This is a genomic window from Streptomyces sp. NPDC050508, assembly GCF_040655155.1.
In the GTDB taxonomy this organism is placed as follows: Bacteria; Actinomycetota; Actinomycetes; order Streptomycetales; family Streptomycetaceae; genus Streptomyces.
The window spans coordinates 241471-261962 of the sequence record NZ_JBFAJJ010000009.1 but is presented as its reverse complement, the minus strand read 5'-3'; the positions used below and the strand labels follow the sequence as shown (position 1 = coordinate 261962).

The 20492-nt window shown below is 69.2% G+C and carries 23 protein-coding genes; 12 read left to right on the top strand and 11 right to left on the bottom strand.

The window, feature by feature from the left end; translation table 11 throughout:
* Positions 1-9: 9 nt before the first annotated feature.
* Complete coding sequence (locus tag AB0I69_RS26480; protein WP_363098163.1) at positions 10-1431, top strand: PTS transporter subunit EIIC; 1422 nt, start codon at positions 10-12, stop codon at positions 1429-1431.
* On the opposite strand, the gene AB0I69_RS26475 is transcribed toward AB0I69_RS26480, so the two are convergent.
* Positions 1409-2548, bottom strand: a complete 1140-nt coding sequence (locus AB0I69_RS26475) for an acyl-CoA dehydrogenase family protein (RefSeq protein WP_363098308.1) — start codon at positions 2546-2548, stop codon at positions 1409-1411. The two genes, AB0I69_RS26480 and AB0I69_RS26475, sit on opposite strands and share 23 nt — an antisense overlap.
* Positions 2549-2639: 91 nt before the next feature.
* Between AB0I69_RS26475 and AB0I69_RS26470 the strand changes: the two genes are divergently transcribed.
* The 3 genes from AB0I69_RS26470 (at position 2640) to AB0I69_RS26460 (ending at position 5074) form a co-directional block, all read left to right on the top strand.
* Positions 2640-3689 (top strand): AraC family transcriptional regulator, encoded by a 1050-nt coding sequence (locus tag AB0I69_RS26470; RefSeq protein WP_363098162.1) that lies wholly within the window; start codon positions 2640-2642, stop codon positions 3687-3689.
* Positions 3690-3763: 74 nt separating this feature from the next.
* Positions 3764-4669: a TIGR03620 family F420-dependent LLM class oxidoreductase gene (locus AB0I69_RS26465; protein ID WP_363098161.1), complete on the top strand. Its 906-nt coding sequence runs from the start codon at positions 3764-3766 to the stop codon at positions 4667-4669.
* 183 nt (positions 4670-4852) lie between these two features.
* A complete protein-coding gene (locus AB0I69_RS26460; RefSeq protein ID WP_363098160.1) occupies positions 4853-5074 on the top strand; it encodes a hypothetical protein in 222 nt (73 codons plus the stop codon).
* A gap of 293 nt (positions 5075-5367) precedes the next feature.
* On the opposite strand, the gene AB0I69_RS26455 is transcribed toward AB0I69_RS26460, so the two are convergent.
* The 3 genes from AB0I69_RS26455 to AB0I69_RS26445 all read right to left on the bottom strand — a co-directional run bounded on the left by AB0I69_RS26455 (position 5368) and on the right by AB0I69_RS26445 (position 7355).
* Positions 5368-5763 (bottom strand): DUF6234 family protein, encoded by a 396-nt coding sequence (locus tag AB0I69_RS26455; RefSeq protein WP_363098307.1) that lies wholly within the window; start codon positions 5761-5763, stop codon positions 5368-5370.
* 233 nt (positions 5764-5996) lie between these two features.
* The gene (locus AB0I69_RS26450) at positions 5997-6392 is read right to left on the bottom strand and encodes a limonene-1,2-epoxide hydrolase family protein (RefSeq protein WP_363098159.1); all 396 of its coding nucleotides are present in this window, start codon (positions 6390-6392) and stop codon (positions 5997-5999) included.
* Between the two features lie 54 nt (positions 6393-6446).
* Positions 6447-7355 (bottom strand): alcohol dehydrogenase catalytic domain-containing protein, encoded by a 909-nt coding sequence (locus tag AB0I69_RS26445; RefSeq protein WP_363098158.1) that lies wholly within the window; start codon positions 7353-7355, stop codon positions 6447-6449.
* An 87-nt stretch (positions 7356-7442) separates the two neighbouring features.
* Between AB0I69_RS26445 and AB0I69_RS26440 the strand changes: the two genes are divergently transcribed.
* Entirely contained in the window at positions 7443-7955 is a 513-nt protein-coding gene (locus AB0I69_RS26440) for a MarR family winged helix-turn-helix transcriptional regulator (protein WP_363098157.1), read from the top strand.
* A 22-nt stretch (positions 7956-7977) separates the two neighbouring features.
* Here the strand turns inward: AB0I69_RS26440 and AB0I69_RS26435 are convergent, their stop codons facing one another.
* On the bottom strand, positions 7978-8652 hold the full coding sequence (locus AB0I69_RS26435) for a class I SAM-dependent methyltransferase (protein WP_363098156.1): 675 nt from the start codon (positions 8650-8652) through the stop codon (positions 7978-7980).
* Positions 8653-8678: 26 nt separating this feature from the next.
* Positions 8679-9071 (bottom strand): hypothetical protein, encoded by a 393-nt coding sequence (locus AB0I69_RS26430; RefSeq protein WP_363098155.1) that lies wholly within the window; start codon positions 9069-9071, stop codon positions 8679-8681.
* A gap of 110 nt (positions 9072-9181) precedes the next feature.
* Between AB0I69_RS26430 and AB0I69_RS26425 the strand changes: the two genes are divergently transcribed.
* From AB0I69_RS26425 to AB0I69_RS26410, 4 genes are all read left to right on the top strand, one after another.
* Complete coding sequence (locus tag AB0I69_RS26425) at positions 9182-10024, top strand: helix-turn-helix transcriptional regulator (protein ID WP_363098154.1); 843 nt, start codon at positions 9182-9184, stop codon at positions 10022-10024.
* Positions 10005-10214: a DUF397 domain-containing protein gene (locus tag AB0I69_RS26420; protein ID WP_363098153.1), complete on the top strand. Its 210-nt coding sequence runs from the start codon at positions 10005-10007 to the stop codon at positions 10212-10214. Before AB0I69_RS26425 ends, AB0I69_RS26420 begins: the two co-directional genes overlap by 20 nt.
* Positions 10215-10320: 106 nt before the next feature.
* Positions 10321-10521: a helix-turn-helix transcriptional regulator gene (locus tag AB0I69_RS26415; RefSeq protein ID WP_363098152.1), complete on the top strand. Its 201-nt coding sequence runs from the start codon at positions 10321-10323 to the stop codon at positions 10519-10521.
* Between the two features lie 79 nt (positions 10522-10600).
* Positions 10601-11209, top strand: a complete 609-nt coding sequence (locus AB0I69_RS26410) for a TetR/AcrR family transcriptional regulator (protein ID WP_363098151.1) — start codon at positions 10601-10603, stop codon at positions 11207-11209.
* An 88-nt stretch (positions 11210-11297) separates the two neighbouring features.
* On the opposite strand, the gene AB0I69_RS26405 is transcribed toward AB0I69_RS26410, so the two are convergent.
* Positions 11298-12062 carry an SDR family oxidoreductase gene (locus AB0I69_RS26405; RefSeq protein WP_363098150.1) on the bottom strand — a complete coding sequence of 255 codons (765 nt, stop codon included), beginning with the start codon at positions 12060-12062 and terminating at the stop codon, positions 11298-11300.
* Positions 12063-12339: 277 nt separating this feature from the next.
* Here AB0I69_RS26405 and AB0I69_RS26400 point away from each other — a divergent pair, with 277 nt between their 5' ends.
* A complete protein-coding gene (locus AB0I69_RS26400) occupies positions 12340-12873 on the top strand; it encodes a SigE family RNA polymerase sigma factor (protein WP_363098149.1) in 534 nt (177 codons plus the stop codon).
* Complete coding sequence (locus AB0I69_RS26395; protein ID WP_363098148.1) at positions 12870-13757, top strand: hypothetical protein; 888 nt, start codon at positions 12870-12872, stop codon at positions 13755-13757. The genes AB0I69_RS26400 and AB0I69_RS26395 overlap by 4 nt, the downstream gene beginning before the upstream one ends.
* Positions 13758-13815: 58 nt before the next feature.
* Here the strand turns inward: AB0I69_RS26395 and AB0I69_RS26390 are convergent, their stop codons facing one another.
* Positions 13816-14895: a hypothetical protein gene (locus tag AB0I69_RS26390; RefSeq protein WP_363098147.1), complete on the bottom strand. Its 1080-nt coding sequence runs from the start codon at positions 14893-14895 to the stop codon at positions 13816-13818.
* A gap of 565 nt (positions 14896-15460) precedes the next feature.
* On the opposite strand from AB0I69_RS26390, the gene AB0I69_RS26385 reads away from it, so the two are divergent.
* Positions 15461-16027, top strand: a complete 567-nt coding sequence (locus AB0I69_RS26385; RefSeq protein WP_363098146.1) for a hypothetical protein — start codon at positions 15461-15463, stop codon at positions 16025-16027.
* 270 nt (positions 16028-16297) lie between these two features.
* Here the strand turns inward: AB0I69_RS26385 and AB0I69_RS26380 are convergent, their stop codons facing one another.
* The 3 genes from AB0I69_RS26380 to groL form a co-directional block, all read right to left on the bottom strand.
* Positions 16298-17164 (bottom strand): metallophosphoesterase, encoded by an 867-nt coding sequence (locus AB0I69_RS26380; protein WP_363098145.1) that lies wholly within the window; start codon positions 17162-17164, stop codon positions 16298-16300.
* Positions 17165-17278: 114 nt separating this feature from the next.
* Complete coding sequence (locus AB0I69_RS26375; protein WP_363098144.1) at positions 17279-18409, bottom strand: NADH:flavin oxidoreductase; 1131 nt, start codon at positions 18407-18409, stop codon at positions 17279-17281.
* Positions 18410-18614: 205 nt separating this feature from the next.
* Positions 18615-20243 carry a chaperonin GroEL gene (gene groL / locus AB0I69_RS26370; protein WP_043673463.1) on the bottom strand — a complete coding sequence of 543 codons (1629 nt, stop codon included), beginning with the start codon at positions 20241-20243 and terminating at the stop codon, positions 18615-18617.
* Positions 20244-20492: the final 249 nt, after the last annotated feature.

Here is a 20492-nt window from a genome sequence, read left to right as displayed (position 1 = left end):
GCTCGGAGGGTGAACACCTCACCCTCCGACGCCACCGCCACCGCCGCCGCGATCCTCCCCCTCGTCGGCGGCCCCGCGAACGTCACCTCCGTGGCCCACTGCATGACCCGCCTCCGGCTCGGCCTGGCCGACCGGTCGCTGGTGGACGAGGAGGCGCTGCGGGCGCTGCCCGGCGTGCTCGGGGTCGTGGACGACGACACGTACCAGATCGTGCTGGGGCCGGGGGTGGTGACACAAGTGACCCCCGAGTTCGAGAAGTTGATGGGTGCCGCGGGTGAACTGGCCGCGCGTGGCGCCGAGTTGAAGGCGGAGCAGCGGGCACGCAACGCCACCCCCGGCAAGCTCCTCCTCCGCCGGATCGCCAACATCTTCGTCCCCCTCATCCCCGCCCTGATCGGCTGCGGAGTCCTCGCCGGCCTCAACGGACTGCTGATCAACATGGGTTGGCTCCCGGGAGTGACGGGCGCCCTCGCCGTCATCCCCTCCGCGTTTCTCACCCTCATCGCGGTGTTCGTCGGTTACAACACGGCGAAGGAGTTCGGTGGGACGCCGGTGCTGGGTGGGGCAGTGGCCGCGGTCGTGGTGTACCCCGGGGTCGCGAAGGTCACGGCCTTCGGGGTCGCCCTCTCCCCCGGCCAGGGCGGCGTACTGGGCGCGCTGGCCGCCGCGTTGCTCGGCACGTACGTCGAGAAGTGGTGCCGCACCTGGGTCCCCGCGACCCTCGACGTCCTCGTCACCCCCACCCTGACGGTCCTGGTCGCGGGCCTCGCGACGCTCTACGGCCTCATGTACACGGCCGGTGAGATCTCCACGGCGATCGGCACGGCGGCGAACTGGCTCCTGTCGACCACGGGCCCCTTCGCGGGCCTGATCCTGGGCGGCCTCTTCCTCCCCCTGGTGATGCTGGGCCTGCACCAGGCCCTCATCCCCATCCACACCACCCTCATCGAACAGCAGGGCTACACCGTCCTGTTGCCCCTCCTGGCGATGGCGGGCGCGGGCCAGGTGGGTGCGGCGGTGGCCGTGTACTTCCGCCTGCGCCACGACACTTCGATCCGTACGACCATCAAGTCGGCGCTTCCGGCAGGGTTGTTGGGCGTCGGCGAACCGCTCATCTACGGTGTCTCGCTCCCCCTCGGCCGACCGTTCCTGACCGCCTGCGCGGGCGGGGCGGCGGGCGGGGCGTTCGTCGGGTTCTTCGCGATGCTGGGCGACCGGGTGGGGGCGACGGCGATCGGACCGTCGGGGTGGGCACTGTTCCCGTTGCTGGCGGGGAACAGGGGGCTCGGGACGACGGTGGCGATCTACGGGGGTGGGCTGCTGACGGGGTACGCGGTCGGCTTCCTGGCCACGTACGCCTTCGGCTTCAGCCGGCAGCACCAAGTCGCCCGGAACAGAAGGAGGTTGGTCAGAGGTCCATGGAACGGCTGATGATCTCCTTCATGATCTCGGACGTGCCGCCGTAGATCCGCTGGACGCGGGCATCGGCGTAGCGGCGGCAGATCGGGGACTCCCACAGGTAGCCGGAGCCGCCGAACATCTGCAGGCAGTCGTCGACGACCTGGCCCTGCAGTTCGGTGGTGACGAGCTTCGCCTCGGCGGCCTGGTCGGCGGTGAGGGTGCCCCGGTTGTGGGCGAGGACGCAGGCGTCGACGAAGGCCTGGGCGGAGGTGATCCCGGCCCGCATCGCGGCCAGCCGGAAGCGGGTGTCCTGGAACTTCGCCAACGGCCGCCCGAAGGCGGTGCGTTGCTTGGTGTAGGCGACCGTCTCCCGCAGCGCGGCCCCCGCGTGGGCCACCGCGCCCATGGCGACACCCAACCGTTCCAGGGCGAACTGCCGCATCAGCAGGGTGAATCCCTGGTCCGGCCCGCCGAGCACGTCGGCGTCCGGGACGTGGACGTCGTCGAAGAACAGCTCGGCGGTGTCCCAGGTCCGCATGCCGAGCTTGTCGAGCGTGCGGCCCCGGGTGAAACCGGGGGTGCCGGTGGCCACCAGGAACAGGCCGATCGCGTGGTCCTCGCCGGTGCGGGCGGCGACGATGACGAGATCGGCGTTGACGCCGCTGGAGATGAAGGTCTTGGCCCCGTTGAGCAGCCAGCCGTCCCCGTCCGGGGCGCGCACCGCGTGCGTACGGATCGCGGCCACGTCCGAACCGGTACCGGGCTCGGTGATCGCGATGGCGAGCACTGTCTCGCCGGAGACCGCGCGGGTGAGGTGGCGGGCCTTCTGGTCCTCGGTGCCGAACGCCGCCAGATACGGGGCGACGACCCCGGAGTGCAACGGCACCGCGAACCCGGACTCGGCCGCGTCCGCCAACTCCTCGATCACGATCTGCTCGTACCGCAGGTCGGCCAGGCCCAGACCTCCGTAGGCGGGATCGGCCCACGGGCACAGCAGGTCCTGTTCGCCCGCGAGCCGCCAGACGTCCTTGCCGACGATCCCGTCGCGCTCCCAGCCGGCCTGCCTCGGCACGACCTCGTGCTCGATGAAACCGCGCCATGCGGTCCGGTACGCCTCGTGGGCCTCGTCGAAATATCCGTTTCTGATCACGCCCCGACGGTAGGCGGGTGGCGCTACGGGCCGTCATGACCGCAGCGCTCACCGCCATTGACTTCCGCGTCCCGTACGATCGGCGGCCATGTCCGCACCTCTGGAGAGCGACGCGTACGGCGCGCCCACCCGCTCGGTCGCCATCCACCACGTACGGGCCGCGCTGCGCGGAGCCGAACGGCACGGCGTGGACATCACCCCACTCCTCGAACAGGCCGCCATCCCACCGGAGTTGCTGGAGGTCCCGCTCGCCCGGGTGTCGCCGCAGCAGTTCGCCCGGCTCACGAAGGCGGTGTGGGAGGCACTCGACGACGAGTTCCAGGGCCTGGGGCCGCAGCCCCTCAAGGTGGGCACCTTCGCGATGATGTGCCACGCCGTGGTGCACTGCAGCCCCGATCTGCGAACCGCCCTGAACCGAGGCAGCACCTTCTACGGCCTGTTCCCCGGCGGTCCCAGGTTTCACCTGGAGGAGGAGCCCGCGGCCGAGTCGGACAAGGCACGGCTCGTCTTCGACCTCACGGCCTTCGACGACCCCGACCACTACCTCGCCGAGTCCGCCACCGTCGTAGCCCACCGCTTCGCGGGCTGGCTGATCCGCCGCCGGATCAGCCTCACCCGGGTCGAGTTCAGCCACCCGGCCCCACCCCACGCGCTCGAATACGACCTCCTCTACGGCGCCCCGTGCACCTTCCGCGCCCCGCGCACCGCCCTCGTCTTCGACCGCTCGCTCCTCGAACTCCCCGTAGTCCAGGACGAGTTGGGGCTGCACACCTTCCTGCGCCGCGCCCCGGACGACGTACTCGCCCGCCTGGACTACGGCAGCACCGCCGCGGCCCAAGTCCGCCGACTGCTCGGGCAGTCGCTCCCCGACCGGATGCCCGACCCGCTGGACATCGCGGCCCGGCTGTCGGTCAGCGCACAGACCCTGCGCCGCCGGCTCGCCGCGGAGGGCACCTCGTTCCAGCGGATCCGGGACCAACTGCGGCGTGACGTGGCCATCGCGGCGTTGGCCGAGGGCACCGTCTCCATCGAGGACCTGGCACACCGGCTGGGCTTCTCCGAACCGAGCGCCTTCCACCGCGCCTTCAAACGCTGGACCGGCTCCGCGCCCCGCTCCTACCGGCCCGGCGGCGACTGAACGAACACCCCGGTCAAGGACCATGAGCGCCACGGTCACGGCATCCGCCGCGCCCCGGCCCCTACAGTCCCGGCATGACAGTGCTGGAAGAAGCGGGACTCGGCCGTGTGGGCATCTGGACCGCGAGCCTGGACGCGGTGCCTCCGGCGGCGGCCGGACAGCTCGCGGGCGAGCTGGAGGAACAGGGCTGGGGCACCCTGTGGTTCGGCGAGGCGTACGGCCGGGAGGCGTTCACCCAGGCGGGGTTGCTGCTCGCCGCCACCTCACGCATGCGCGTGGCGACCGGCATCGCCACCATCTGGGCGCGCGACGCGGTCGCGGCCAACGCGGCGTCCCGCACGCTGTCCGCGGCGTACGGCGGCCGGTTCGTACTCGGGCTCGGGGTCAGCCACCGGCCGCTGGTCGAGCGGGTCCGCGGCGGCAGTTACGCCAAACCCGTCGCCGCCATGCGCGAGTACCTCACGGCGATGGCGGGCGCGACCTTCTACGCCGCCGAGGCCGACGCCCCGCGCCCACCCGTCCTGGTCGCGGCCCTCGGCCCCCGCATGCTGGAGCTGACCCGCGAACTCGCCGACGGCAGCCACCCCTACCTGGTGACACCGACCCAGACCGCCGAGGTACGCGCGGCTCTCGGGCCGGACAAGATCGTGGCCGTAGAGATGGGCGCCGTACTCACCAAGGACCGCGAGACCGCGCTCCGCCGGGCCCACGCCCACCTGGACATCTACACCGGCCTGCCGAACTACCGCAACAACTGGCTGCGGGGCGGCTTCGACGAGACGGACCTGGTACGCGGCGGCTCCGACCGACTGGCCGAGGCGCTGATCGCCTGGGGCGACGAGGCGGCGATCCTCAGCCGGGTGCGCGAGCATCTCGCCGCGGGCGCCGACCATGTCTGCGTCCAGGTCCTGATGGAGTCCCCGTTCGAGGTACCGACGGAGCCGTGGCGCGAGCTGGCACCCGCGCTCACCGGTGCATGAGGATTCGGAATGCCCCGTCCCGTAGTAGCGACCTTTGCCCCATTCCCAGCCGTCTCATTCGAGGGAGTCGACACTTCTGCCTCACGACCGGTAGGGAGTCGCCATTTTCCTACCTTCCGTAAATTGACATCATCTTTTCTCGGCGAGATGATTCGGCTCCACGCGAATGCACACGGGGGAGACATGGGAATTGCGGGGTTCTTTATCATCGTCGGAGCCGTAGCCGCCATATGGTTAGTCAACCGACTCACGGACCTTATTGAGAATGAATGGATAGTTCTCGTCATCGGCATCGCCATCGGCGGAATCATCCTGGCGCTGACAACGACTGCGAAGAACAGCGGCGAATGGCAAAACAGCCCCCTTAAGCCGCACTATTCACACTCACAAGAAGTCGACTACTGAACGATGTCTAGTAAGCCCTGTTCAGACATGTGGTGATCTTGGTGTGGATGCTGTGGTGCCGGCGGCCGAGCCGGAGTGGGTTGGCCCTGCCCCTGGAGGACCGCACCGCTCACGCCTGAGCAACAAGCCGACAACGCCGTTCACCGACGGGCCGGAGCCCGCGTCGAACATGCCTTCTCCCGAATGAAGACCCCGACGCTGAGGCAGCCCGAGGCGGGTCTGCGACCGTCGGGCCCCGCCGCGGCGCCCAACGTGCCTGGACCGGTGGGAGCCTGATCTGCGTCAGGAACAGCTCATCGCGGGGGCGAAGGTGCGTCACAGGCCAGACCTGAGAGACAGGCATTCCGGTAGGAGGACTCATAAATGCGTCCACCAGCGACCTTCGCGCCGGTCAGGGCCGCGCAAATGGCGAGGACCATGACAAGTTGGGTGACGGCAACCACAGGTACCCGGCGGACTCCGGCTACAACAGCTGCAACCAGGGCGGCTGCCGCCACGAACATAGCCTTCTGCAGATAGGGACCCGGCGGTGCGCCGTAGTCCTGCGCGTCAAAGGCCGACCAGTAGGACGAAATCCAGAACAACCAGATCAGGCCTAGAGCCAACAGCTCGAAAACAGCCAAGCCCACGGACACGGCCACGGCCCGACCAGTACGTTCAGGATCTGTACTCACCCGGCCAGAATCCATCCGACAGGCACGCGGAGTCATGAGTATCCGTACTTAAATGGGTGCGGGGGTGTGATTAGGCACTCCCCACGCGCCGTGGTCCTTGAGATCGGTTTCGCCGGCGGTGAACGGCGTTGTCGGCTTGTTGCTCAGGTGTGAGCGGTGCGGTCCTCCAGGGGCAGGGCCCACGGCCGGCCGCCGGTGGGCTTGCCTCAGAAGCTCAAGGTGGGTTCAAGCGCCGAGGAGGTCCAGCCCTATCCCATCCGGCTGGTGAACTGGTTCATGTCGAAATAGTCGCGCCAGGCGCTGATCTTGCCGTCGGTGACCTCGAAGGTCCCCATAACCGGCAGTTCGAACGACTTGTCAGGGAGCTTGAAGACGTCCACCCGCTCGGTCATCACGACCGGTCCGTCGGCTGCGATGTTGATGACGCGGAACTCGATGTGCTCAATGCCCGGCGGGCCGGGGCGGATGAACGAGGTGATGGTGTCGGCGATGGCCTCCCGGCCGGTGATCGGCGTCAGCGGGATGTTGTGGTAAATAGCGTCGTCGGTGAAAAACGCCGCCAGTTCGGCGACCCCGGCATTGTCCGACCACGCCTCGCAAAACCTGCGCACTACCTCGATCGGGCTCTCCATCAGGCTCTCCATTTGGCTCCTCCCGCGGTTGATCTGAACAGTGCACTGCGACGGGCCACTAAGCAGTTAAGCAGTGAGGACGATCTTTTCGTGCGCTGTGCCCGCTTCGAGGAGGGCGTGCGCCTGCGCCGCGTCCCGCATCGGCAGCAACCGCTGGGCACGCAGGCGGAGTTGCCCGGAAGCGAGGAGCGGCATGGTCTGCTCGACCGCGTCGGGGGCGCGGTCCGGGGTCGGGGCGGAGAGGGCGACGCCGAAGTCGGCCGCGTGCTCGTCCGCGAGGGTGATCACGCGCGCGGGGCCGCCCGCGAGTTCGACGGCGTCACGCAGGCCGCCCTTGCCTCCGGCGTCGAGGACGGCGTCCACTGTGCCGACGTGCGCGCGTATCTGCGCGAGAAGCGCCGATCCGTAGCGGACCGGGATCGCGCCGAGATCCTTGGCGAACCGCTCGTCGCTCGGGCCGGTGGCGCTGAAGACCGTGAGGCCCTGGGTCACGGCCAGTTGGGTGGCGATCACGCCGACCGAGCCTCCGCCGCCGAGGACGAGCAGGGTCTCGCCGGAGGTGACGCCGAGCTGACGCAGGACGCCGACGGCGGCTTCGGCCGAGGCCGGCAGCGCCGCGGCGTCGGCCCAGCTGACGGTGGCCGGTTTGACGGTCCAGGCCGAGGCGAGGGCGTATTCGCCGTACCCGCCGAGCGTGGGCAGTTGGGCGGCGACCTCGTCACCCGGCGACACACCGGTCACGCCCGGGCCGACGGCGTCGACGGTGCCGGCGGCCTCGAAGCCGAGAACGGCGGGGTCGGGCAGCGGGAAGACCCCTCGGAGGTCACCGCGCCGGATCTTCAGGTCGGTCGGGCCGACTCCCGCCGCGTGGACGCGCATCCTGATCTGGCCGGGCCCGGGTACGGGCAGGGCGACTTCCGACCACACGAGCGCCTCGGGCGATCCGTATCCGGTGAGCACTGCCGCGTACGGCATCGGTACCTCCTGCTCCTGGCGGTCCGCGCGAGATGATGAGGGAGCGGCACGCCTCGACGGTGGTGCTGGACAGAAAGCATAGGTGACATGTCACGCAATGCCAACGGCAGCGCGCCGGTACCCGAGGGCGGGTGGCTCGACGGCGAACAGCAACGGGCCTGGCTGGCGTACATCCGGGTCCAGCTGCGGCTGACCTACGAGATGAATCGCCAGCTGCAGTCCGACAGCGAGCTGTCCCTGCCGGACTACGACGTCCTGACGGCCCTGAGCGACGCCGACGAGGGCCTGATGCCGATCACGGTGCTGGCCGCGCAGATCGGCTGGGAGCGCAGCCGGGTCTCGCACCACGTGCGGCGGATGGCCAAGCGGGAACTGGTGAGCTGCGGCCCGTCCGCGAACGACCGGCGCGTGACCGAGGTGAGCCTGACCCGACACGGCCGGAAGGTGCTTGAGGCCGCGGCCGTGGGACACGTGGAACTCGTACGTCGCCTGTTCTTCGACGGCTTGCCGCCCGAGCTCGTCGGGCCGCTCAGCCAGGCGCTGGAGAGCGTCTACGCGAACATCATCGCGCAGGGCACGCTGCCGCCGCCGGTGGACTGATCGGCTGATCGACAGCCACAGCTCACCCCTCCACCTCCCCCCGCCGCCACACCAGCGTGTACCGCCAGAACAACCGCCGCCGCAGCCGAGCCCCCGGCAGGAGGCGGTCGACCTCGCGGCGGATCTCGGAGAAGGTCATCTCCGGTGGCCGGGTGACGGCGGTCATGGACACCGGCCGGGACACGGCCCTACGACCCCGGTTCTTCAGCCAGCCCATGGCGAGGTTCAGGGGGATCGAGAGCACGCCGAGCAGGTGGTCGACGAGATCCTCCTCGCGGGCGCAGCCGACGACCACGAGGGTTCCACCCGGGGCGAGTTGATCGCGGAAGCGGCTGAGCGCCTCGGCGAACGGGAGATGGTGGAGGACGGCGACGCAGGTGATGACGTCGTAGGGGCCGGCGGGGAGTCCGGCCGAGGCATCGGCGACGGCGAAGGCCGCGGGGACACCGGCCGGGGTCAACTCCCGTGCCCGGCCGATGATTTCGGGATCGGAGTCGACCCCCTCCACACCACCCGTGCTCCGTACGGCGAGCAACCGCACCAAGTCACCACTCCCACAACCGACATCCAGCGCCCGCCCGAACCGGCGGGGCAACTGCCGTAGCAGCCAGGGGTGGTAGTGGGCGTTGTGGCTCCAGGGGTGGGCGGAGTTGAAGTCGCTGAGGGCTTGGAGGACTCGCGGCGGGAGCATGGCCATCGGGCCAGTCGATCACGCCGGCAACCTCAGGGGAGCCGAGCCTCGCGATTCCGTTCCCGCACCCGCGCCCGCAACACCTCCTCCTGCGCCGCGGGCCCGGTCGACTCCGGCGGGCAGTCCCACTCCCGGCCCCCGCCGACCGGCCTCAACTGCACGTTGCCGCCCACGTGCCCCATCACCTCGCCGACCCGCCCGTCCCGTACGTCCACGGCATGCGCCCCGATCGGCGGCCGTTCCCCGCGCAGCACGGACGCGAGCTTCTCGGCGGTACGTACGTTGCAACGCCCCAGCACCACCAACGCGAACGGTTCCTCGCTGGCACCGGTCACCGGGTCCACACACAGGGACGGCAGAGCGACACCCACACCGGTAAGCGCGTCCCGCAACGAGGCGACGACTTCCTCCGTCGACCGCAACATTCCTTCACCTCCACGCAGAGTTTGCTGTTTGCAACACAGCGTGGCTGTCAGATGTCTAGCCTGGCCATAGGCAGCGCACCAACAACCCGCCTGTTCAACATGGAGTTGCCATGCCAGGCCCGAAGGATCTCGACCCGTCCTCGTCCCCCCGCTCGATGCTTGGCGCAGAGTTGCGCCACGCCCGCGAGAAAGCAGGCCTCAGCCAAACGGAGTTGGGCCAGATGCTCTTCGTGAGCGGCACGTTCATCGGCCAACTCGAAGCAGGCACACGGCGGATGCACCTGGAGTACGCCGTCGTGCTCGACGAAGTCCTCGGCACGGATGATTTCTTCACTCGCAACTGCGACGCGGCTGCGCAGTCCCGCTACCCGGAGCACTTCGCGGAGGCGGTGGAGGCGGAAGCCGTATCGACCGCGATCCGCCAGTACGAGGCCATGCTGATCCCCGGACTGTTACAGACGCGCGACTACGCACGAGCCGTCTTCCGCGCCTATCGGCCGACCGCGACGGACGAGGACGTCGACGAGCTGGTGGCGACCCGCGTGGACCGTGCCCGCGTCCTCAAGCATCCAACAAAGCCGCTGCTGTGGGCGGTTCTGGACGAGGCGGTACTGCGCCGGGAGACCGGCGGGAGGAAGGTGATGGCGGCAGCCTTGCGGCACGTGACAGGACTGATCCACCAACGCCGAATCATCGTGCAGGTGTTGCCGTTCAACGCGGGAGGGCATGCCTCGATGGAGGGCTCCATGAAACTGATGGAGTTCGACGACGCCCCTCCCCTCGCCTACTTCGACTCCGTCGGCACCGGGCGGCTGGAGGACGACCCGGCCACCGTCGCCCGCCACAGGATCACCTTCGAGTTCCTCGCCGCTTCCGCACTGTCCCCGGAAGACTCCCTGGCGTTGATCGAGTCAGTGGCTCAGGATTATGAACATGGCGAACAACACCCCTGATTACAATCTCCGCGGGGCCACCTGGCACAAGTCCAGCTACAGCGGCGGCAGCGGCGGCGACTGCCTCGAAGTAGCCGACGGCCACCCCGCCCTCGTCCCCGTCCGCGACTCCAAGAACCCCCTCGGCCCGAAGCTCGCGTTCCGGGCCGACGCCTGGTCCGCGTTCGTCGGGGATCTCAAGCACGGCTGACACCGACGCGCATCACTCCATGCGGTGACCCTCCGTCCTTCGCCCTCCCTCTGGAAGAGGGCGTGTACGAACTGCGCCCCACACTGGGCGGCGTGAGGCGGCCCAGGTGGCGCGCGGTGGCCGCCCGCCACAGCTCGCAGAGCGTGCCGGGCTGACGCAGGCGAAGATCTCCCGCGTCGAAGGCGCCGACACCGTGCCGACCCTCCCCTTGCTGCGCCGCCTCGCCCCGGCCTTGGACGCCTCGCTGAACATCGCGTTCGACGACGACCACGAAGAAGTCACGTTCATCGCTCACCCGGCAGCTTGAACGAGCCGTACTCCGTGCCGACCCGTGCCTGCCTCCCGGGTTATTCTGGACCCTCCAGTCCACTCCAGGGAGGCGAGCCATGCCCGGGCAGCTGACGGCGAAGGGGAAGGCAACCCGGAACCGGATCGTCGTAGGCGCTGCCACGGTGCTCCGGGAGAAAGGGTTCGCCGCGGCGACGCTGGACGACGTCATGGCACAGACCCGCACCAGCAAGAGCCAGCTGTTCCACTACTTCCCGGCCGGCAAGGACGAACTGCTCCTCGCGGTCGCCCAGTTCGAGGCGGACCAGATCCTGGAGGACCAGCAGCCGTATCTGAGCTGCCTGGACTCGTGGGAGGCGTGGGCGCAGTGGCGGGACACGGTGATCAAACGCTACGAGGCCCAGGGCGACACATGTCCGCTCGGGTCGCTGTTCCAGCAGATCGGCCGCTCGACTCCCGGGGCCCGGGCGATCATGATCGAGCTGACGCGGCAGTGGCAGGAGAGCCTGGCGGCGGGCATACGGTCGCTACAGGCCACCGGTCAACTCCCCGCCGATGTCGATGTCGAGGCGAGGTCCGCGGCGCTGCTGGCCGCGATCCAGGGGGGCGTGTCGATCCTCCTGGCGACGGGCCGCTCCGATCACCTGCGCGCCGCTCTCGACCAGGGAATCGCGGACCTGCGCCGCGCGGGCTCCACGGTGACGTGACCCAACACAGGACGCGCCACCCGCCCGACGGGCGCACGGACGCTTCACACACCCACCCGGCCTCGAACTGCCCCACCACGGACGCGCGTCAGCCCGCAATGACGGCGACGTTGGTCCGGCCCCCGTCCACGTCGAGCACGATGCCGTGCACGAAGGCGGACTCGTCACCGGCCAGATACACGGCGGCGTTCGCGATGGCGTCCGGGGTTCCCGGACCGCCCGCGGGGGTGCCCTTCATCATGACCACGGCGGGATGGGCCTCGCCTGGAGCGGATTCCAGCACGACACCCGGGGAGATCGCGTTCACCCGTACCCCCTGCGGCCCGAACTCCGCCGCCCACGCCCGGGTCAGGGTCTCCATGGCCCCCTTGGTCGAGCTGTAAAGAGCGCCCATCGGAATGCCGAGGCGCGCGATCCAGGAACCCAGGTTGATGATCGCTCCGCCACCGGCCTCCACCATCGCGGGCGCGACAGCCGCGGTGAGGAAGAACGGGGCCTTCACATTGACCGCGTAGACCTGGTCGAAGGTCTTCTCGTCGGTGTCCGCGGTGCGGTCGGCGGGGTAGATGCCGGCGTTGTTGACCAGCACGTCGACACGGCCGCCGAGCACCCGCGTCGCCTCCCGCGCCAGCCCCTGCGAGGCGGCGGCGGTGCCGTCCAGGTCGGCCCGTACGAAGTCGGCACGGCCGCCGCGGGCGCGGATCCCGTCGACGACCTCCTTGCCGCGTTCCGCGCTACGGCCCGAGACGGCGACATGCGCCCCCTCGGCGGCGAACGCCTCCGCGACGGCCCGCCCGATGTTGCTGGTCGCGCCGGTCACCAGCGCGGTCTTGCCCACAAGCCTCTTCGACATGGTTCGGTTCACTCCGTTGTCCGGTCGGTTCTCCACGGCGGAGTGCCACTGTGCGACGATGAAATTGGACTTGCAAGTCCAGAATGCAGGTGGCCCCGGTCCGAGGGCGAGGAGCGGCGGGACACGTCCGCAAACCGGTCGGCGACGACTTCGCGGCCCCGTGCAACCCCGCTCGGTCCGAGTTCCGTGTAGGACGTAGGGAGAGCAGGGAGAGGCGGATCCGGGTCGGTGGGGATCCGGAGCGGGCCACGTCCGCATGGGTGAGACGAGGGAGAGCGTGACCGATCATCCCCGCGAGACCGACTTCCGCACCTGGGTGCTGGAGCATCGGACACGGCTGCGCACGACGGCGTTTCTGCTGTGCGGTGACTGGTACCTCGCCGATGACCTGGTCCAGGAGGCGCTCGGACGGCTCTACTCCCGGTGGGGCCGGGTGTCGGCGGCCGGTGATCCCCGTGCGTACGTCCGTCGGATCCTGTGCAATCTCCACACCGACCACCAGCGCCGGCCGGCCAGGCGCGAGATCAGCGAGGCGGATGTGGCCACGCTGGGCCGGCACCCGGACACCAGCATGGCCGAGCGTGACGACGATCTGATCGCCGCTCTGCTGATGATCCCGGCCGGCCAGCGGACCGTACTCGTCCTGCGTTTCTTCGAGGATCTGTCCGTCGAGCAGACCGCAACCCTGCTCAGGACGAGTCGGGGCAATGTGAAGAGCCAGACGAGCCGCGGCCTGGAGGCACTGCGCACCGCGCTCCGGACGAGACCGGCAGAGATCGCACCAGCGGCCAAGCTCGAAGGAGCATCGTGAACCCCGACCAGACGCAGACTCCGGAAGGACCGGAAGAACTCGGCGCGCGTATCGCGTCCCTCCGCATCAGTGCTCCCGCCGACCGCGTCGACATCGACGAGGCGGTTCGCGCCGGGACGAGGCGCCGCCTTCGCCGGCGGCTCGCCGTCGCGGGCGTGTTCGCCTGCGTCGTGGCCGTCGCCGGGTCGGCGGCCGTCGCCACGCGGGCGGGCCACGACAGGAGCGACACCTTGACCGCTCCCATGTTCGGCGGCGCGAACCTGCCCGCCGAAGACCTCCGCGGACGCTGGATCGCCGTCTCGGTCGACGGTCGCGACGTCTCGTCGTGGCGCGACGTCAGTGGCCTCCCGGCGAACCTCGTGATCGGCGCCGACGGATCACAGAACGGATGGCAGGTGAACGGGGCCTGCGGGCCACTGATCGCCGGCACCTTCGCACTGCGGGAGGACGGCTCGTTCACCGCGTTGCTGCCCCCGCTGCGATTCCAGTCCTGCCCGATGCTCAGCACGCCGACCCCGGACCTCCGGGACGCGCTCGGGCGTACCGCCTACGTCACCGTGGACAAGGCGGGCGGCTCGGCCGCCCGGACACTGCGCTTCCTGGACAGCCACAAACGGCTCGTCGCACAGTGGCGCGAGGACACCACGATCAAGTCGCCCGACACCGTGTGCAAGAAGGCGTTCGGAGCCAAGGCCGTCTCCTACGGCATGTTCACCACCGTCGAGCGGATCCGCGCGAAACGCCTGGCGGCCACGGACCCCGATCCCGGGAACGTGCTGCCCGGCGTTCCCGGTGGCACCGTCGCCGTCAACTGCTCGTTCAGGGAGAAGGGGTCGCTCATCAGTTACGCGGTCACGGCCGACGGCCGGAAAGTGAGGCTCTAGACGGCCGACCGACCGGCCGACCGTCGGGAGCCTCACTTCGGGTCAGGTCGTCCCGACGCTACGAGCAGCGCTTCCAGGTCTGGTAGAACGCACTCGTACTGGAGCGGGTGTCGGTGAACAGGGCGGCACCGGACGAGACACCGTTGGTGGTCAGCCGCACCTCCGTGTTCGGCAGGCTGAAGAGGTTCTTGGAGGTGCTGGCGTACCTCGCGCCGGCGGCACTGAGCGTCTGCCGGCTGAACTTGCGCAGCTTGAAGCCGTACGGCTTCTCGGTGATGAAGTCCGCCGTCGTCCCGTCGTAGTACGACGACAGACTGTTGACAGTGACGGGCGACCAGCCGGATCCGGCGGTCCGGTCGTACCAGTGGAATACGACCTTTCCCGCGGTGTAGGTCATGTACTGCGAGATGACGTGATTGGTCTTCGTCGTGCGCCCGATGTAGACGGGCGGGTTCTCGTGCGCGGCGTTGAGGTACTCGAACCACAGCGAGGCGCCCTGGGTGGCCGTGCCCGGCCCGCTCTGCGTGCTCGACGAGCCCGACGCGAAGCCCTGCTGGATCAGCTTGCCGGAGTTCCACCCGCCGAGCCCGATCCACGGGGCTGCCAGCGAGGCGGTGTTGGCCCCGCACGTCGTGTAGTAGGTGGGGATGTTCTGGTCGTCGTAGACCTCGTTGTAGTTGGAGTGGCCGGTACCCATGTAGCCGCCCCAGTTCCCGCTGTACTTGGTGAACCGCACCGCCGAGCTGCCGGACCCGCCCAGGCACGGGACGGACGGGACGGTCTCGCGATACCCCTTGTACTTCGCCCGCCATGCCGTCAGCGCGGCCGGGTTGTCGGGGGCGTTGAAGCCGTAGGCCCGTGCGGTCGCGGGCGCCGCCGTCTGCGGCCGGAAGCCCTGGGGCGGGACGACCGTCGACATGGTCACGCCGTCCGGCAGGCTGTACGTCAGCTCCTTGCCAGCTGCGGATCGGACGGCTGCCGCGGCCGACGACGACACCGTCCGGCCGTCCGAACCGATCAGCCGCGTACGCGTGGCGCTGAGGGGTGTGCACCCCGTGGCCGATGCCGTGTCGGACACCGGTACGGCGTTCGCGGTCGTCGCGGGGACCGCGACATAGGCGGCGGTCGCGATCGCCATCGAGCTTGCCGCGACTAAGACTTTCCGGACACGGGAGACTGCTGTTGCCCGAAACGGACTCATGTTTCTCCTTCGGTACGGGACGAGGACATCAGCGGCCGAGGCGCGTCCGCGCCGAAGTCGCTCGCTGATGTCCGGTGATGTTCGGTTTCTGATGCCGACAGGGATCAGCCCGGCGGGAGGCACACGTACGCGGCCGAAGCCGTGCGTGTCGTCATCTCGCTGGTGGTCTGCCGCCGATGGCGGCGGCTACGACCTCGCGGGCGGAATCCCAGTGGTTCCGAACCCCATACCGACAATGAACAGACTGTTCACGCCACCCAACCCCCGTCGTGTGCATGACACTCATCGCACTCTTGTGGCTCGTGTCGAGCCGTGCGATGGAGGCATCGTATGTGGCGGCACGGAAAACACGTGTCCCTTTTTGGAAAACTTGTTCCCGTGTCGTCACGGGCTCGCGTCCCCACAGGCTCACGTCCCCACAGGTTCGTCCAACATCCAGCGGCGCGGCTATGGTCGACCGAAGGGAAAACCCTCTCCCCGCCCTCTGGAGCCCCGCAGGACCATGAACCACGCCCAGCAGACCGCCCTAGGCCGCGCCCTCCGCCTCCTCGGCGAGCACGGCGAGGCCCTCACGTCCGACACTCCCGACGGCAAGCTCCACGAGGTCAAAGCGGACCTCAAGCGCGCCCTGGACCTGCTGGACGACAGCGTCAGCGGCGCCGCGCCCACCACCCGCTGCAACGAGCACCCGAACGGCCCGGTCGACGCCGACGCCCCCGACCTCTGCCTGCTCTGCGAGACCCGGCGCCGCGCGGCCCGCCGCTCCGAGATCAACGGCCCCGCCGTACCCAGGCCCACCGACACCACACCCTCGCGCTACGGCGTGCGCGAGGACCGCCCGCAGGCCCAGCAGCGCTGGCTCCCCGAACTGTGGAACGGCCAGGCCTGGCAGCTCTGCGGCACCCCGCGCCGCGACCGCCACGAGGCCGAGCTGTACATCAACGCCGCACGCCGCGGCTCCCGCCCGGCGATGGCGTACCGCCTCGTGCACGAGTTCACGGACTACGAGGTGCTCCGCGTCTGGGGTACGCCGGTGCACGTGGACATCGAGCCGTTGGGGAACCTGTAGTCCCTGAGCGGCCCAACTAGGGCCTGTCCGGCGGATCAGGTCGCAGGAGAGCAACGGCACCTGATCAGCGCCGGTGAGCGGGGCCTGGTACGTGCAGCTGCAAGGCGGAGGAGGGCGTCAACGCGATGGGGGTCCCCCCGCGCGAGGTTGTTCGAGCGTAGGGGAGTTGGCAACCGACGACAACGCCGCTGGGGGTCCCCCCACGCCTTTAAGGCAGTGGGGGAGTGCGTGCCAGGCCCCGCGTCTGCGGCATGATCCGCCGGACAGGCCCTAGCCCTTGGGCGCGTGCCGTTCGAGGATCGACCGAACCTGCTCCTGGTCCAGCTGGTACACCGTCTCGTGGGCCCGCGGATCCCGCGCGTGGAAGGTGTGGAACATCGGCCCGGTCTCCCCGCCCAGTTCCACCAGCGAGGCCGAGGCGCCCCGCACCGCCCGCTCCGTACCGCGCGCGGTGGTCAGATCGATCCGGTTCACGACACCGGGCGTGACCCACACCGGAGTCGCCTCCAGAAACCCGAAGAGCTGAACGTGGAAGTGCCCGGTGAGGACGACCCGTACGTCACTCCCCCGGATCGCGTCCGCCAACTCCCCCGGATTCCGCAGCCCGAAGGCCCGCTGCATCGGCGAATCGAGGGCGATCGGCGGATGATGAAAGGCAAGAACGGTCCCGTGCTCGGCCGGAGTCCTCAACTCCTCCTCCAGCCAGTCCAGTTGGGCCCGGCTCAACTGCCCGTACACCTCTCCTGGCACGAGCGAGTCGAGCGTCACGAACCGATACCCGCCGACCGTACTGACGGCAGCACACCCGAACTCCACCGGAAACACCGCGTCCGCGGCCACGTGCCCACTCCCGAGCACCTTCCCGAACGCCTCCCGCTCGTCATGGTTCCCGGTCGTGTAGAAGACCGGCACCCCACCCATCGACCGCGCGAACCCACCCACCAACTCCCGCACGGCCGCATACGCCTCCACCGCCCCGTCGTTGGCGATGTCCCCGGTGACGACGATCGCGTCCACACCCCGCTGATGCCGCAACTCGGCGAGCATCAGCCGCAGCGAGTCGGTCGCGTTGATGCCGTGGCGATTCGGGGCGTCGAAACGCTCCAGGTGGGTGTCGGACAGGTGCAGGATCCTCATGTGCGCGAACGCTAGCCCGAGTTGGGGTGCGGCGGACAGGGGACGGGGCTACGCCTGGGGTCTGGGGGCGCAGCCCCCAGGGACGCGCACCCCCACCCACCCGCAGCCACAAACTCAGCTCAGCGAGCGCAGCGCAGCCGCGTCATAAGGCGCCAGCTCCTCAACCCGCCCCGCAAGCACCTTCGCCGCCCACTCCGGATCCTGAAGCAGCGCCCGCCCCACAGCCACCATGTCGAACTCGTCCCGCTCCAGGCTGTCGAGGAGATCGTCGATGCCCTTGACCGGAGCACCCTCACCCCGGAACCCCTTGAGGAAGTCCCCGTCGAGGCCGACCGAACCGACGGTGATGGTCTGCTTGCCGGTGAGCTTCTTCGTCCAGCCCGCGAGGTTGAGATCGGAGCCGGTCTCCTCGAACTCGGGGAGCCAGTAACGACGAGTGGACGCGTGGAAGACATCCACACCGGCCGCCGAGAGCGGAGTCAGGATCGCTTCCAGCTCCTCCGGCGTCTCGGCGAGACGGGCACCGTAGACGTCCTGCTTCCACTGCGAGTAGCGGAAGATGATCGGGAACTCCGCCGACACCGTCTCCCGTACGGCGGCCACGATCTCCGCCGCGAACTTCGTACGGGCGACCGCGTCACCGCCGTAGGCATCCGTACGACGGTTGGTGCCCGCGTACAGGAACTGGTCGAGGAGATACCCGTGGGCGCCGTGCAGCTCGACCCCGTCGAAACCGATCCGCTCCGCCGCGGCAGCCGCCTCGGCGAACGCGCCGATGACGTCGTCCAGGTCCCGCTGCGTCATGGCCGTACCGGTGACCTCGTCGCTGCCGATGCGCAGCCCGGAGGGGCCGACCGCGGGGGCGTCCGCGTACGGCGGCTGGCCCTGCTCGCGGACCATGCCGATGTGCCACAGCTGCGGCACGATCGTGCCGCCCGCCGCGTGCACGCCCTCGGCGACCTTCGCCCAGCCCGCGAGCTGCTCCGCGCCGTGGAAGCGCGGGATGTCGTCGCTCTGCCCGGCCGAGTCGTGACCGACGTAGGTGCCCTCGGTGACGATGAGGCCCACGCCCGCGGCGGCGCGACGGGAGTAGTAGCCGACCACGTCCTCACCAGGCACCCCGCCCGGCGAGAACTGCCGGGTCATCGGCGCCATGACGATCCGGTTCGGGACGGTCAGGCCGTTGAGGGTGATCGGGCGGGCGAGGACTTCGGCCGCTCGGGAGGCGGGGGCGGTCGTAGACACGAGTGGGGGCTCCTCGGGATAACCAGGTACCAGGTGGTATGTGCGTATGCATCGATCATGCGTCAACGACAACCTCCGGGCCAAGTCCCTCATTCCGATCGTCCCGCTCCGCACCCTGTGATCCCGGACACGCCCGAGGGCGGTACCCCCCGCCAGAAGCAGGAAGTACCGCCCTCGGTAAGACCGTTGATCAACCAGAGGTCGATCAGAAGTCCATGTCACCGCCCGGCATGCCGCCGCCGGCACCCGCGCCGGCACCGGCCTTCTCGGGCTTGTCGGCGATGACGGCCTCGGTGGTGAGGAACAGCGCGGCGATGGAGGCGGCGTTCTGCAGGGCAGAGCGCGTCACCTTCGCCGGGTCGATGATGCCCTCGGCGATGAGGTCCACGTACTCGCCGGTCGCGGCGTTGAGGCCGTGACCCGGGGTGAGGTTGCGGACCTTCTCCACCACGACGCCGCCTTCGAGGCCGGCGTTGACAGCGATCTGCTTCAGCGGGGCCTCAAGGGCCAGCTTCACGATCGCGGCACCGGTGGCCTCGTCACCTTCGAGCTCAAGCTTCTCGAAGACGCTGCCGGCCTGGATGAGCGCGACGCCGCCACCGGCGACGATGCCCTCCTCGACGGCCGCCTTCGCGTTGCGAACGGCGTCCTCGATGCGGTGCTTGCGCTCCTTGAGCTCGACCTCGGTGGCCGCGCCCGCCTTGATGACGGCGACGCCGCCGGCGAGCTTGGCGAGGCGCTCCTGGAGCTTCTCGCGGTCGTAGTCCGAGTCGCTGTTCTCGATCTCGGCGCGGATCTGGTTGACGCGACCGGCAACCTGGTCCGCCGAGCCCGAGCCGTCGACGATCGTCGTCTCGTCCTTGGTGATGACGACCTTGCGAGCGCGACCCAGCAGGTCCACGGTCGCGTTCTCCAGCTTGAGGCCGACCTCCTCGGAGATGACCTCGCCGCCCGTGAGGATGGCGATGTCGCCGAGCATGGCCTTGCGACGGTCACCGAAGCCCGGAGCCTTGACGGCGACGGACTTGAAGGTGCCGCGGATCTTGTTGACGACCAGCGTGGACAGGGCCTCGCCCTCGACGTCCTCGGCGATGATCAGCAGCGGCTTGCCCGACTGCATGACCTTCTCCAGGAGCGGGAGCAGGTCCTTGACGTTGGCGATCTTCGAGTTGGCGATCAGGATGTACGGGTCGTCGAGCGACGCCTCCATACGCTCCATGTCGGTGGCGAAGTACGCCGAGATGTAGCCCTTGTCGAAGCGCATACCCTCGGTGAGCTCCAGCTCAAGACCGAAGGTCTGGGACTCCTCGACGGTGATGACGCCTTCCTTGCCGACCTTGTCCATCGCCTCGGCGATGAGCTCGCCGATCTGGGTGTCGGCGGCGGAGATGGAGGCGGTGGAAGCGATCTGCTCCTTGGTCTCCACGTCCTTGGCCTGCTCAAGGAGGGCACCGGAGACGGCCTCGACGGCCTTCTCGATACCGCGCTTGAGAGCCATCGGGTTGGCGCCCGCGGCTACGTTGCGCAGGCCTTCCTTGACGAGGGCCTGGGCGAGGACGGTCGCGGTGGTCGTACCGTCACCGGCGACGTCGTCCGTCTTCTTGGCGACTTCCTTGACCAGCTCGGCGCCGATCTTCTCGTACGGGTCCTCCAGCTCGATCTCCTTGGCGATGGAGACACCATCGTTGGTGATCGTGGGGGCGCCCCACTTCTTCTCAAGGACGACGTTGCGGCCCTTGGGGCCGAGGGTGACCTTGACGGCGTCGGCGAGCTGGTTCATGCCGCGCTCAAGGCCTCGCCGCGCCTCCTCGTCGAACGCGATGATCTTGGCCATGTGAAGTGGTCCTCCCGGACTGGGGTGGATTGCTCCGGACCGCGCTGGCGCCCGCGACGGACGGCTCGCCTGCCCCGTGATTCCTTGCACCACTTGGCCTGCGGGCCTCACCGACCCGATCCTTCGTTATCACTCTCACCTGCAGAGTGCTAACGCCAATGATTAGCACTCGGCATGGTCGAGTGCAAGCGGCTCTCGGGTTCTGGGCCCTCCCTCGCGGGGGCGCGCGAGGCACGCGCCGGGCATGCC

Coding starts and splice junctions, on each gene's coding strand:
- AB0I69_RS26440 (WP_363098157.1), top strand. CDS start 7,443: ATGTCACGCAATGCCAACGGCAGCGCGCCGGTACCCGAGGGCGGGTGG.
- AB0I69_RS26455 (WP_363098307.1), bottom strand. CDS start 5,763: ATGGATTCTGGCCGGGTGAGTACAGATCCTGAACGTACTGGTCGGGCC.
- AB0I69_RS26470 (WP_363098162.1), top strand. CDS start 2,640: ATGTCCGCACCTCTGGAGAGCGACGCGTACGGCGCGCCCACCCGCTCG.
- AB0I69_RS26420 (WP_363098153.1), top strand. CDS start 10,005: ATGGCGAACAACACCCCTGATTACAATCTCCGCGGGGCCACCTGGCAC.
- AB0I69_RS26460 (WP_363098160.1), top strand. CDS start 4,853: ATGGGAATTGCGGGGTTCTTTATCATCGTCGGAGCCGTAGCCGCCATA.
- AB0I69_RS26445 (WP_363098158.1), bottom strand. CDS start 7,355: ATGCCGTACGCGGCAGTGCTCACCGGATACGGATCGCCCGAGGCGCTC.
- AB0I69_RS26435 (WP_363098156.1), bottom strand. CDS start 8,652: ATGGCCATGCTCCCGCCGCGAGTCCTCCAAGCCCTCAGCGACTTCAAC.
- AB0I69_RS26380 (WP_363098145.1), bottom strand. CDS start 17,164: ATGAGGATCCTGCACCTGTCCGACACCCACCTGGAGCGTTTCGACGCC.
- AB0I69_RS26410 (WP_363098151.1), top strand. CDS start 10,601: ATGCCCGGGCAGCTGACGGCGAAGGGGAAGGCAACCCGGAACCGGATC.
- groL (WP_043673463.1), bottom strand. CDS start 20,243: ATGGCCAAGATCATCGCGTTCGACGAGGAGGCGCGGCGAGGCCTTGAG.
- AB0I69_RS26405 (WP_363098150.1), bottom strand. CDS start 12,062: ATGTCGAAGAGGCTTGTGGGCAAGACCGCGCTGGTGACCGGCGCGACC.
- AB0I69_RS26450 (WP_363098159.1), bottom strand. CDS start 6,392: ATGGAGAGCCTGATGGAGAGCCCGATCGAGGTAGTGCGCAGGTTTTGC.
- AB0I69_RS26425 (WP_363098154.1), top strand. CDS start 9,182: ATGCCAGGCCCGAAGGATCTCGACCCGTCCTCGTCCCCCCGCTCGATG.
- AB0I69_RS26430 (WP_363098155.1), bottom strand. CDS start 9,071: ATGTTGCGGTCGACGGAGGAAGTCGTCGCCTCGTTGCGGGACGCGCTT.
- AB0I69_RS26465 (WP_363098161.1), top strand. CDS start 3,764: ATGACAGTGCTGGAAGAAGCGGGACTCGGCCGTGTGGGCATCTGGACC.
- AB0I69_RS26390 (WP_363098147.1), bottom strand. CDS start 14,895: ATGGCGATCGCGACCGCCGCCTATGTCGCGGTCCCCGCGACGACCGCG.
- AB0I69_RS26385 (WP_363098146.1), top strand. CDS start 15,461: ATGAACCACGCCCAGCAGACCGCCCTAGGCCGCGCCCTCCGCCTCCTC.